Source organism: Shewanella aegiceratis, assembly GCF_019457495.1.
Lineage (GTDB): Bacteria > Pseudomonadota > Gammaproteobacteria > Enterobacterales > Shewanellaceae > Shewanella > Shewanella loihica.
In genome coordinates, this window is sequence record NZ_CP080416.1 from 432,717 (window position 1) to 445,263 (window position 12,547).

The window sequence follows — 12,547 nt, forward strand, 5'->3', positions numbered from 1 at the left end:
GCGCTTGTATCTGCAGCACTTTTATTTGGCGCAGCCTCCGTTTTCGCTGACGCCAAATACCGGCTTCTTCTTCGGCTTGGCGCCCCATGTCGAGGCGCTGCAAGTGCTGCAAACTGCCCTGCAGACGGGTGAAGGGTTTATCAAGGTCACCGGCGAGGTCGGGACGGGTAAAACTTTGATCTGTCGTAAGCTGCTTAACGATATTCCCGAGCGTTTTCATTGCGCCTATCTGCCCAATCCCTATCTGAGTCCCAGCGAGCTGCGTTGGGCACTAGCGCTGGAGCTGGGGCTAAAATACAGCGCCGATCTGGATCAGCAGCGCCTTACCAGCCTTATTCAGCAACAGCTTATTGCACTGAGCGCCCATGGACATTCCATCGTCCTGGTGCTGGACGAGGCTCAGGCATTGCCGGACGAGAGCCTGGAGGCACTGAGGCTGTTCACCAATCTGGAGACGGAGAGTCGCAAGCTGCTGCAGGTTGTCTTGTTTGGCCAGCCTGAGCTGGATACCCGACTACAACAGGCGCAGTTTCGTCAGCTCAGACAGCGGATCACCTTCAGCTATCAACTGCGGCCCATGACCGCCGACGAGACCCGAGCCTACCAGGCCCACAGACTCGAGGTGGCGGGGTATCGCGGCGAGGGGCTGTTTGGCGCCCGCGAGAGTAAACGAATCGCTCGCGCAGCAAGAGGAATTCCGAGACTCATCAATATCCTGTCTCATAAAGCGCTACTGCTCGCCTATGGTGAAGGAGCTGACAAGGTGAGCATGCGCCACGTGAAGGGGGCGATTATCGATACTCAGGATGCCTACAGCGGGCTGTTTCCCTCTTGGTGGCTGGGCACTTTTGGCGCCGTGTCGCTGTGCGCTGGCGCGCTATGGTTTTGGCTTACCCGGGGGCTGGCATGAGCGTCATCAATACCATGCTCAAAGATCTGGATAAGCGCCAGCAGTCCCTCGGGCTGGATGAGCTGCCCGTGCCGCCACTGCAATATCGTCAGGCGCCTCAGTCGCGTCTGCCCTGGTTGCTGCTCGCACTGCTTGCTCTGCTGCTGTTGGCCATGGGCTATATGGCGTGGGATCGCTACGCGGCTCTTGAGCGCACTAACCTGGCACTGCAACAGGATAATCAGAATCTGGCCCAGGAGATCGCCAGCGGCGACCTCAAACAGCCGAGCGTAGAGACAACCCTTTCGAATGAAACGGCACTGACAGCAGATGAAGCGCCTGCCGAGAAACCAAGGGCTGAGGCTTCACTGGCAGCAGATGCTCAGGTCACAGCTAAGGCCGAGTCTACTACCGATGCTAGTGCTGAGCTCATGACGACATCTAATACTGACCCGGTTGCTGAGCCTAAGGGCGAGAGCAAGCCAGCTGTTGAGAGCAAGCCTGTTCCTAAGCCTCAGAGGGTTCGGGTCGAGCAGGCATCAGACGCCAACACAGTAAAAACGACCGGCTCCATGGCGGTGACCGAGGTGAAGCTATCGCCCGAGGCGCTGGCCGAGAAACGTTTCAGTCAGGGCAAGTCGGCCCAGGAAGGCGGGCTGCTGTCTCAGGCAGTGGATGACTTTAGCGAGGCGATAAGACTCGATCCCGCCTTGCACGGCGCGCGTCAACATCTGGCGGCCCTCTATTACGGTCAGGGGCAGTTGGGTGAGGCTAAGACAGTGCTGCAACAGGGCCTCGCCCGCTATCCCCAGGAACTTGATTATGCCCTCATGCTGGCCAAAGTGTTGGAGGCGCAGGGGGATAGCCAAGGGGCCTTGGCGGCGCTTGGCACGATCCCAGATGGTCACCTGCTCGCCAAGCAGAAGTGGGTGCTGCAGAGTCATCTTGCCCAGCAGGCATCGCAATTTGCCTTGGCCGAAGAGAGTTATCGCCGTCTGGCCAGGGTCGAACCTAAGCAGGCCAAGTGGTGGATGGGGCTGGCCTACGCCTTAGATTCCCAGCAAAAATATACCAGCGCCAAGCAGGCCTACGCTCAGGCCCTAGGCTTATCCGGCTTGTCGCAGCAGGCCAGCGATTTTATTCAGCAGCGACTGGCCCAGTTAGGAGATATCGAGTGAAACCCAAGTTAAAGATGCGTCTCGGCGACTTATTGGTACAGGAAGCGATCATCAGCGAGGCGCAGCTGGGCCAAGCCCTGGCCGAGCAGAGAAATACCGGCAAGAAGCTGGGTCGCACCCTGATCGATCTCTCCTGCATAACAGAAGAGCAGCTGCTTAAGTTTCTGTCGCAGCAGCTCAATATTCCCTTTTTGGATATCAGCCGCCGGGCTATTCCGCCTCAGGTGGTGAATCTTCTGCCCGAGGTTCAGGCCCGTCGCTATCGGGCCCTGGCGGTGGAAGATAATGGCGACCATGTGCTGGTGGCCATGAGCGACCCTGCCGATTTGCAGGCGATGGACAATATCGAGGTCTTGCTGGCGCCCAAGGCGATTAAGATTGCCGTGGTCACAGAGACCCAGCTGCTGGAGGCCTTTGACAACCTGTATCGCCGCACCGGGGAGATCGCCCAGATCGCCGGTAAGCTGGAGGAGGAATATGCCGCCGACGATCAGTTCGATCTAGCCAGCCTGACCGATGCCGACAGCGATAACGAGACCACTGTGGTTAAGCTGCTGCAGTCGATCTTCGAAGATGCGGTGCAGATGCGCGCCTCAGATATTCATATCGAGCCCGGTGACAAGGTGCTGAGGATCCGCCAGCGTATCGACGGCCAGCTGCAAGAGAATACCCTGCAGGAGGTGAACATCGCCTCGGCACTGGTGCTGCGCCTCAAGTTGATGGCGGGGCTGGATATCTCAGAGAAGCGTCTGCCTCAAGATGGTCGTTTCCACATGGAGATCAAGGGACACAAGATAGACGTGCGTATGTCGACCATGCCCATCTATCACGGCGAGTCAGTGGTTATGCGTCTTCTGGACCAGTCCGCGGGCCTGCTGACCTTAGATGAGACCGGCATGCCGGCCGAGATGCTGGCGCGGGTACGCAGACAGATCAAGCGCCCCCACGGCATGCTGCTGGTGACCGGGCCTACGGGTAGCGGTAAGACCACGACGCTTTATGGCGTGTTGAGTGAGCTCAACACCGCCGATCGCAAGATCATCACGGTGGAAGATCCCGTGGAGTATCAGCTGCCGCGTATCAATCAGGTACAAGTTAACCATAAGATAGGCTTAGATTTTTCCAACGTACTGCGTACCACCTTGCGTCAGGACCCCGATATCATCATGGTGGGTGAGATGCGTGACCAGGAAACGGTGGAAATTGGCCTCAGGGGCGCGCTGACAGGTCACTTCGTGCTGTCGACCCTACATACCAACGATGCGGTTACCTCAGCCCTGCGTCTGCTGGACATGGGCGCCGCCAGCTATCTGGTGGCCAGTGCGCTTAGGGTGATCATTGCCCAGCGTCTGGTGCGCCGGGTTTGTCACAAGTGTGCCCAGCCCTATGATCCTAGCGCCGCCGATCATGCCTGGCTTAGCAGCATAAGTGGCCGCGACTTCAGCCAGGCTAAGTTTCGTATCGGCACCGGCTGCCAGAGCTGTAACGGTAGCGGCTATCGTGGCCGTATCGGTGTATTCGAGATCCTGGAGCTGGATGAGAAGATGATCGATGCGATGCGTAGTGGCAATCCCCAAGCGTTTGCCCAGGCGGCCTACCAGAGCCCGAACTTTACTCCGCTGGCCGAGTCGGCGCTCAACTACCTTGCTGAGGGGATGACCACTATGGAAGAGGTGGCCAAGCTTATCGAAGATGCCAGCGATGCCCAGGTACCCATCTCGCAGGAGATGATCCATCAACATGAGATTGAGGGCTAACTATGCCTGTCTATCAGTACAAGGGGCGTGATGCACAGGGCAATGCGGTCAGCGGGCGACTCGATGCGACCACCCAAAGCGCCGCCGCCGATCAGCTGCTGTCTCGCGCCGTGATCCCCCTTGAGCTGGTGGAGGCCAAAGTTGCGCGCGAGTTTCACCTGGGCAGCCTGTTCAAGAGCAAGGTCGGCCTGGATGAGCTGCAGATTTTTACCCGGCAGATGTATTCGCTCACTCGCTCGGGCATCCCTATTCTGCGGGCCATCGCCGGCCTGTCGGAGAGTTCGCACTCCAAACGCATGAAGGATGCCCTCAACGATATCTCAGAGCAGCTGATATCTGGTCGTCCGCTTTCATCGGCGATGAACCATCACCCGGATGTGTTCGATGCCCTGTTTGTCTCCATGATCCATGTGGGTGAGAACACGGGTAAGCTGGAGGATGCCTTTATTCAGCTCTCTGGTTATATCGAACGCGAGCAGGAGACCCGCAGACGCATCAAGGCGGCGATGCGTTATCCCATCTTCGTCTTGATGGCGGTGGCCCTGGCCATGGTAGTGCTCAATATCATGGTGATCCCTAAGTTTGCCGATCTGTTCGCCCGTTTCGGCGCGGATCTGCCCTGGGCCACCAAGCTGTTGATCGGCACCTCTAACTTCTTCGTCAACTACTGGTACCTGCTGCTCCTCGCCTTGGTGGGGGGCTTCGTGGGGATCCGCTACTGGCACAATACAGAGAAGGGCGAGCAGCAGTGGGACAGATGGAAGCTTAAGATCCCGGCGGTGGGCAGCATCATAGAGCGCTCGACCCTGTCGCGTTATTGCCGCAGTTTCTCCATGATGCTGAGCGCAGGTGTGCCCATGACACAGGCCCTGAGCCTGGTAGCCGATGCCGTGGATAATGCCTATATGCATGACCGCATAGTGGCCATGCGCCGGGGCATAGAGTCCGGCGAGTCCATGCTGCGGGTGTCGAACCAGAGTCAGCTCTTTACCCCGCTGGTGCTGCAGATGGTGGCCGTAGGTGAAGAGACAGGCCAGATAGATCAACTGCTTAACGACGCCGCCGACTTTTACGAGGGGGAGGTCGATTACGACCTCAAGAACCTGACCGCCAAGCTGGAGCCTATCTTGATCGGCATAGTCGCGGTGATCGTCCTCATCCTGGCGCTGGGCATCTACCTGCCGATGTGGGATATGCTCAATGTGGTCAAGGGGGGATAACTCATGGCAGTCATGAGCCGGGAGCATTGCTGATGGAGAACCAGACACGGGTCGACAGCGAGCTGATGCAGGCCTACGGCAAGATGATCGCCATAGTGGTGCTCTTGCTCATCTTGGGGGTACTGGGTTACGGTTATTTTGCCAAGGTGGATCAGGTCTCTTCTCAGGGGCTGAAGCTGGAGCACAGCCGCCTGCTGAATGTGCTGGCCATGGTGCGCTCTCAATGGTTGGTGCAGGGGCGCCCTGCCGAGATGCATCTCGACTGGTCCACGGCCATGGAACTCAGGGACGGCGAGCAACCCCTGATCAAGATGAGCGAACAGGGTTGGCCAACCTTAGCGCAAATCACAGAGGAGAACTGCAAGACCCTCTGGTGGCAGCTGTTGGGTGGCCGGGATGATTTAGCCAAAATTGTTACACAAGCGGACCAGGCTGGAGAGGTTTGTAGTTATATTGCTAATAACGGTGATCGATTGAGTTACCAACTCACTAGTGGACGCGTTATTTTTTTGACAGATCGCTGAATTTAGCGACTTCTAAGGTTTTATAATTTGCTGTAACTGCTAGAATTATCAGGATTATCTAAGGGAGTTTTTTATGAAAATGCGAGCCCAAAACATGCCAACCAAACAGAGCGGTTTCTCTCTGATCGAGCTGGTGATCGTGATTGTGATCCTGGGAATTTTGGCGGCCACTGCCATTCCCCGTTTTTTGAATGTGACCGACGATGCAGAAGATGCTAGCGTAGACGGCGTAGCGGGTGGTTTAGCCACTGCGGTAAGCTTCGTGCGCTCCCAATGGGAGGTGGATGGTCGTAATAATGCCAATGTGGTGCTCGATGGTACGCAGATCTCCCTGGATACCCGTTTCGGTTTTCCAACGGGCTTGACCTCGGGCAGTGGTATCGTGAGTGCGACCGGTATGACAGATGCCGCCTGTCAGGAGGTATTCCAGAATATTCTCCAGGGGGCGCCGCGTAACGTGCTCTTTAATCAGGATGCCCGTAATCAGCGCTTTACCGCGCGGGTACTGGATGGCGCCGGTGGTAATGGAGTTGCCATCGATGGCACTCAGGTGACCAACTTAGATCTCTGTGTCTACCATCAGGTGACCTCGCTGGCATTAAACCCAACCACGGGCGTGCCGACACCTACACCTGATCTGGCCACCGCCAACGCCAAAGGTATTCTCTACAACCCAGGTACTGGCCAGGTGTTGAGTTTTACCAATTAATCTTGCGCCTTGCCCTCGGCGAGGCCAACAGAATTTTATAAAAGTTGAATGTTAAAAGTTAGCAGAAGCGAAAATAACAAGGGTACGACATGAAGAAGCAAAACGGCTTTACACTGATCGAGCTAGTGGTTGTGATCATCATCTTAGGGATTCTGGCCGTGACCGCAGCGCCTAAGTTTATTAACTTACAGAGCGATGCGCGAGCATCGACGTTGGAAGGTTTGAAAGCCTCGTTGCAAGGCGCCAATACCTTAGTTTATTCCAAAGCTGCTATCCAAGGGCAAGAGTCGAAGTCGGCTGGCACCGTGATTTTAGATGATAAGGGTGATAGCGATACGAGTAACGATGTAACTATCAACTCAGTATATGGTTACTTAAAACAAGCATCGGCCGATTTAGTTTTAGCATTGGATATCGATACGACTTCATCTCAGCCTGAGTGGACGATAGTCGATTCTCCAAATGTAACCACGACTTTAACTGGAGCAATTATTATTCATCCAGGTGACAAAACACCATCTGATACGTCTAAATGTTGGGTGGAGTATAAACAATCTGCATCTAACGGTGCATTACCTCAATATAAAGTAGAAAAATCAGGTTGTTAATTTAGGGAATAGCAAAAATGAGTAATCAAAAAGGTTTTACATTAATCGAGTTAGTTGTGGTCATCATCATTTTAGGCATTTTAGCTGTGACCGCCGCACCTAAGTTTATTAACCTGCAGAGCGACGCCCGTAAATCGACAGTCTCTGGATTGGAAGCGACAATAAAAGGAGCGGATAGCTTAGTGCATTCTAAATCCTTGATTGCAGGCAACGAAACTCAAGCAAGTACCGCAACTCCTGCGCCGACAGTCACGGTAGATGCTGCGGGTACAACAGTGGCATTGAACTATGGTCATGCAAAGGCTATTTGGACCGGTAGCTTGGCCAATGCGTTAGACATTAATGCCGCGTCTTCAGGTACCACTGCCGAATGGTTGTATGTTGAAGATTCGGCAACAAACAGCATTTACTTTTATCCACAGGGCCAAACTAGCCCTAAAGCTGCCCAAGATGCAGGCACTTGTTATGTGCAATATGTAAATGGGTTAACTGCTTACGGCGCAATTACAGTCAATACGATCGTTACAGGTTGTTAAGCCTGTTTTGTTTCTAAAGGCCTGCAATGCAGGCCTTTTTTGTCTGTGGCGAGAGACTAATTACTGAAATCGATGGCAATATTTGCCATACTCTGTAGGTTATTAGAAAGTTTAACGCTATCAGCGTGTTGCGGCTGGGGTGTCGATGAATAAACAACAAGGTTTTACCCTTGTGGAGCTGGTCACTACCATCATCTTGATTGCCATTTTATCTGTGGTGGTCTTGCCGCGCTTCTTTACCGCCTCTAGCTACAGCGCCTATACCTTGAGAGACGAACTGATTAGCGAGCTCAGACGAGTCCAGCTGATGGCGCTGAATAATCTGGATCGCTGCTACAAGGTAAGTGTGACGGAGACAAGTTATCGTGCCGACATCTTTGGCGCCGACTGCAACAGCCTGACGGTCACTGGCAATGCCCAGTCGCTCCCCCGCCAGACCAGCCTGAGTTTAGGTGGCTTAAACAGCTTTACCCTTACCTTCGATCGTGATGGCAGGGTGACGGGCAGCTGCGCTACGGGCTGCACCATTAAGGTCGCCGCCGATGAAACCTTAGACCTCAGCATAGAGAGCCAGGGGTATATTCATGGACGCTAGCAGAGCCATCTTACCAAGGCGCGCCTCAGGCTTTACCCTGATCGAATTGGTCGTGGGCATGATAGTGCTTGGTATCGCCCTGGTTATGCTCACCAGCATGCTGTTTCCCCAGGCGGATCGCGCCGCCGAAACCCTTCACAGGGTGCGCTCTGCCGAGCTGGCCCATTCCCTGCTCAACGAGATCTGGGGCAAGCGTTACGATCAGAACAGCAATCCCAATGGCGGCGTGCCCGCCTGTGGCGCAGCGGCCAGGCCAGACCTTGGATTGCCAGCAGGGCTGCCCTGTACCGATGAGGCCAACTTTGGCGCGGGCGGACTCGATCGCAACGCCTATCGCGATGTGGATGACTATCATGGCCTGACTCAGACCAGCAAGATGCTCAACTCGGATCGCACCTATGCTCAGGAATATATTAACTACCTAATATCGGTCAGCGTGAGTTATCCCGGCAGCGACAAGAACAGCAAGCTGGTGGCGATCAATGTGACCACACCCAGTGGCGAGGTGATCACCTATCATGCGCTGCGGAGTAACTACTGATGCGGCTGCAAACTAACAAGGGCTTCACCCTGGTCGAGATGGTGACCGTCATCATCATACTCGGCATCCTGGTGGTCGGGGTGAGCAGCTTCGTGATCTTGGGCACCCGTATCTTCGTCGAATCCAGCTCTGTGGATCAGGTGCTGAGCCAGAGCCGTTTCGTGATTGAGCGTATGACGCGGGAGCTGCGTAATGCCCTGCCAAATAGCATCCGGGTGGCCGGCTCAAGCGATGCACAATGCATAGAGTTTATGCCTATCACAGCTAGCGCCAGCTATATCAGTTTGCCGATAGCGCCAGACAGCGCCGCAGACAGCGGCAGCGTGATGCTCCCGGCCCAGGGAATCAATCTGACCCACAAGATGGTGATCTATCCGCTTTCACCTGCTCAGCTCTATCAAGACAGTCCGTCGACCACACAGGGGCGTATCTTCGATGTTAAACAGCTGAGTGGCAATCAGATCGAGTTTAACAATGCGCTGCGTTTCGATGAGGCATCACCTCAGAAGCGCTATTTTATGGTCAATGGCGCCGTGAGTTACTGTTTCTTAAGCAGTGGCGATATCAGGCGTTACGACGGCTACGGGGTTCAGACCACCCAGCCGACACCGGCGCAGATGGGGACGGGGGCCTTGATGGGCCAGCATGTGGTCAATAACTTAGGCAGCGAGGCGCCGATTCACTACACGCCGGGTACACTGGTTAACAATGCCGTGGTGCAGCTGTCGCCCCGTTTCGAGGTGAATGGCCAGACCTTTCAATATCAACATCAGGTGCAGGTGATCAATGTTCCCTAATCGAGCCAGCCAGCGAGGCAGCGCCCTAGTGATAGGCATTTTCATCATTACCGTGATGTTTCTGATGGCGGCGGCGCTGATCAATATCGTCAGCGATGCCGACGAGGGGGTAAACCTGGAGGTGTTGGCAACCCGCGCCTTCGCCGCGGCGAACAGCGGCGCCGATGTCGCCCTGGCGCAGCTGTTTCCCCTAAGCGGTGCTGTGGTCGGTTGTTCTAGCGTCTCTGCTAGTTGGACGCCGCCGAATGTGGTGGGCTTTCATGGCTGTAGTGTGGTGTTAAGCTGCAATCAGACCACAGTGGCGACAGGGAGTGACAGCGTGACCCAATATCTTATCGGCAGTGAGGCGACCTGCGCCGTGGGCAACTGCGACGGTGATGCCTGTCTGCGCGTCAATCGTAAGGTGGAGGTCGAGGCCCGTGAATAGACTCTTGCTAACCTTGCTTGCTAGTTTGTTTTACCTAGTCTTCTCCACAGGGGTTTTCGCCGTGCCTCAGTGTGATGCGATCTTTACCGACCCGCCAACCGGAAACCATAATCCCGGCCTGGTGCCGCCCGATGATATTGGGCCTAGACTCGGCAACCTCACTTGTACTAAGTGGGGATGTTCTGGGCACAGTTCACGGTTCGCTCCCGGGGATTACGACTTTGCTACTGGTGATTTTCAAAATAAATCCTATATGAGCACCACGGGGAAAACGGCTCGACTCTACTTCGATAACCTGTCGATGAATAATGCCAGCATCAATGCATCTGGCAATGCCGAAAACCTGATCATCTATGTCAGGGGCGATCTCTCTGTCGCCGGGCAGAACTATATCAACGGCATCCTCTATGTTGCCGGCACTGTGACTTTTACCGGCAATGCTTGGATAGATGGCGCCATCGCATCAGGGGGGAGCCTGAGTTTTGGCGGCAATGGTGGAGCGGATGTCGACCTGGGAGCTGTGGATGATGCCGACTTCGGCGGCATGTGTGACAAGGGCGGTGTGAGTGTCGACCATTACCGGCTCGAATTTACCTCGGATGCGCTGAGCTGTGCCGCCAAAGATATCCTGCTGCGTGCCTGTGTCAACGATGACTGTTCGACCCAGGCGAGTGTCTCTTCGAGCGTCGAGTTAACCAAGAACGGCGTGAAATATGCCGATGTCGGCTTTACCGGCTCGGCTCAAACCCAGGTCTGGCACCCAGATGGCGGAAGCGTGCTCCTGGGGCTAGGTGCCACGGCACCATCCGCGCCCTATCGCTGTTATATCGACGGTGCTCTGGTGGCTAATGCCCAGTGCCTGCTCGACTTTGCCGATACGGGATTCTATTTCGATGTGCCCGACAGCACGGCCTGTAAGATGGGTAACAGCTTTAATTTGTTTGCTGTGACCAAAGATACTCAGACGCAGCAGTGTAAGCCCCTGTTTGCCAACCAGACCAAGACGATTAGCTTCGGCTTCGATTATCTGCGCCCGGCCGTGGTCAACAACCCGGCTAAGCTTACCCTGAATAGCCTGTTATCGCCGACTGACTCGATAGCGATCGCTGGTGGCGGCACTCAGACAATGCAGGTGCATTTTAACGGTGATGGAGTTGCCAGTCTGTCGGCCAACTACCCAGAGGCGGGCGTGGTGACGCTTAGCGCCGAACATAACCACACTGTTTCGCGTCCTGCCGGAGGCTCAGAGACGCTAGTGCTCACCCATAGCGATAGCTTTACCTCGGCGCCCGCCGGTTTTCATTTTGCCAATGTCAGTGCCAATGGGCGCTGTGATGCCAGTGATCCCTATGACGCTGACTGTAAGGTACTGGCCGCGGCGGGTGAACCCTTTAGCATGCAGGTGACTGCGGCCTGTTGGCAGAGCGATGACGATAAGGATTTCAGTGACAATAGCGCGCTGCAAAATTTCGAGCATGGCGGCCTGTCTGTGGTGTCACAGGTGGTGCAGCCCGATACCGGGGTAAACGGCGTGTTAGGCCATGATAGCCTGTCGTTCTCGCTATCATCTGGCGTTAGCGCCCAGATCATTAATGATCAAAGCTGGAGCGAGGTGGGCACCATGCAGGTGGCGCTTGGCGCGGACGTTAGTTACGAGGGAGTAGCCATTCCCGCCAGCCAGTCCAGCAGCGAGGTATTTGGCCGTTTCACGCCAGCCTACCTAAGCATTACAGGCAATACCCCTGAGGCGGCCCAGAGCTGCGGCGCATTTACCTATCTGGATCAGCCCTTCGGCTTTAAAACGGGCGCCGAGCCAAACATTCAGGTGGCGGGGTTAAATGCCCAAGATAAGGTTACCAGCAATTACCAGATCGGCGATTGGTGGCGTTACAAACACAGGGATGAGGCAGAGCGCAATCAGTGGGCTGAGCGCAGCTATCAAGACAGCACAGGGCTAGCTGTGATTGGCGACAGTCAGGCGCCGGCACTCTCAGGCCGGGTCAATTATCGCGGCTCACCCAATGTCGCTGAGTTGATCGGCGCCCAGCCGAGTTACCTGCGCACCAAGACGCCACTGGAACCCTTCGATGCCAAGTTTGATCTGGTTTTGTCGGCGCTGGATGTCAGCGATGAAGATGGCATCTGTTATCGCGACAGCGCCTCGGCCCCTTGCCACGGATTTACCTTCAGCGATATCGGCGACGGTAAGGCCTTCGAGCTGCGCTATGGCCGTCTGGTGCTGGAAAACGGCTATGGTCCTCAGTCGGAGAGCCTGCGTCTGCCAATGCATAGCGAATATGTTTCAAGCGTGACTGCTGGCGTGCCAACCTGGACATTAAATGGCGATGATAATTGCTCGATTTTTAATACCCAGACCTCCTTAGATGCCGGCGAGTCGGCAACCTCTGGCCTGTATCGCATCCTACCTTCGGGCTTCCCCGATCTGCAGGCCTATAGCGATAGTGGATTGTCGCTGCGCAGTGGCGCTCTGGTGAATGGCGTGGGCAATCTCTATTTCGCCATCCCCAATCAGGCGGGCGAGGTGCCCCTTAAGTTGCATGTTGAACCTTGGCTCAAGGGATATTGGAACTATCCGGGGAACGCTGCCGATAGCTTGTTTGACCCGAGGGCTAATGCCTATTTTGGCACCTATCGCGGACACGATAAGATCATCTATTGGCGGGAAGTGAAATAGCCTATCAACCAATTGCTGAGCGAGTGTTCACTTAGGCTGACACAAGCCCCAATGATGAACAGATATTTATC

13 protein-coding genes are annotated in these 12,547 nt (G+C 55.3%); all 13 read left to right on the top strand.

Features of this window, described 5'->3' with window-relative positions; genetic code table 11:
- The first annotated feature begins 4 nt into the window (after positions 1-4).
- The gene (locus K0H80_RS01975; protein ID WP_220072900.1) at positions 5-910 is read left to right on the top strand and encodes an ExeA family protein; all 906 of its coding nucleotides are present in this window, start codon (positions 5-7) and stop codon (positions 908-910) included.
- On the top strand, positions 907-2,067 hold the full coding sequence (locus K0H80_RS01980; RefSeq protein WP_220072901.1) for a tetratricopeptide repeat protein: 1,161 nt from the start codon (positions 907-909) through the stop codon (positions 2,065-2,067). The genes K0H80_RS01975 and K0H80_RS01980 overlap by 4 nt, the downstream gene beginning before the upstream one ends.
- Positions 2,064-3,824 carry a GspE/PulE family protein gene (locus K0H80_RS01985; RefSeq protein WP_220072902.1) on the top strand — a complete coding sequence of 587 codons (1,761 nt, stop codon included), beginning with the start codon at positions 2,064-2,066 and terminating at the stop codon, positions 3,822-3,824. The genes K0H80_RS01980 and K0H80_RS01985 overlap by 4 nt, the downstream gene beginning before the upstream one ends.
- A 2-nt stretch (positions 3,825-3,826) precedes the next feature.
- The gene (locus K0H80_RS01990; protein ID WP_220072903.1) at positions 3,827-5,044 is read left to right on the top strand and encodes a type II secretion system F family protein; all 1,218 of its coding nucleotides are present in this window, start codon (positions 3,827-3,829) and stop codon (positions 5,042-5,044) included.
- 32 nt (positions 5,045-5,076) lie between these two features.
- Positions 5,077-5,568 (top strand): hypothetical protein, encoded by a 492-nt coding sequence (locus K0H80_RS01995; RefSeq protein WP_144200020.1) that lies wholly within the window; start codon positions 5,077-5,079, stop codon positions 5,566-5,568.
- A gap of 94 nt (positions 5,569-5,662) precedes the next feature.
- Complete coding sequence (locus tag K0H80_RS02000) at positions 5,663-6,277, top strand: type IV pilin protein (protein WP_144200151.1); 615 nt, start codon at positions 5,663-5,665, stop codon at positions 6,275-6,277.
- 89 nt (positions 6,278-6,366) lie between these two features.
- A complete protein-coding gene (locus K0H80_RS02005) occupies positions 6,367-6,885 on the top strand; it encodes a type II secretion system protein (protein WP_220072904.1) in 519 nt (172 codons plus the stop codon).
- Positions 6,886-6,902: 17 nt separating this feature from the next.
- A complete protein-coding gene (locus tag K0H80_RS02010) occupies positions 6,903-7,421 on the top strand; it encodes a type II secretion system protein (protein WP_220072905.1) in 519 nt (172 codons plus the stop codon).
- A 145-nt stretch (positions 7,422-7,566) separates the two neighbouring features.
- Positions 7,567-8,016, top strand: coding sequence for a type II secretion system protein (locus K0H80_RS02015; protein WP_220072906.1), 450 nt, complete (start codon positions 7,567-7,569; stop codon positions 8,014-8,016).
- A complete protein-coding gene (locus tag K0H80_RS02020; protein ID WP_220072907.1) occupies positions 8,006-8,557 on the top strand; it encodes a type IV pilus modification PilV family protein in 552 nt (183 codons plus the stop codon). The genes K0H80_RS02015 and K0H80_RS02020 overlap by 11 nt, the downstream gene beginning before the upstream one ends.
- Complete coding sequence (locus tag K0H80_RS02025; RefSeq protein ID WP_220072908.1) at positions 8,557-9,354, top strand: PilW family protein; 798 nt, start codon at positions 8,557-8,559, stop codon at positions 9,352-9,354. The genes K0H80_RS02020 and K0H80_RS02025 overlap by 1 nt, the downstream gene beginning before the upstream one ends.
- The gene (locus tag K0H80_RS02030; RefSeq protein WP_220072909.1) at positions 9,344-9,781 is read left to right on the top strand and encodes an MSHA biogenesis protein MshP; all 438 of its coding nucleotides are present in this window, start codon (positions 9,344-9,346) and stop codon (positions 9,779-9,781) included. Before K0H80_RS02025 ends, K0H80_RS02030 begins: the two co-directional genes overlap by 11 nt.
- Positions 9,732-12,476 (top strand): DUF8470 domain-containing protein, encoded by a 2,745-nt coding sequence (locus K0H80_RS02035; RefSeq protein ID WP_491572522.1) that lies wholly within the window; start codon positions 9,732-9,734, stop codon positions 12,474-12,476. Before K0H80_RS02030 ends, K0H80_RS02035 begins: the two co-directional genes overlap by 50 nt.
- Positions 12,477-12,547: the final 71 nt, after the last annotated feature.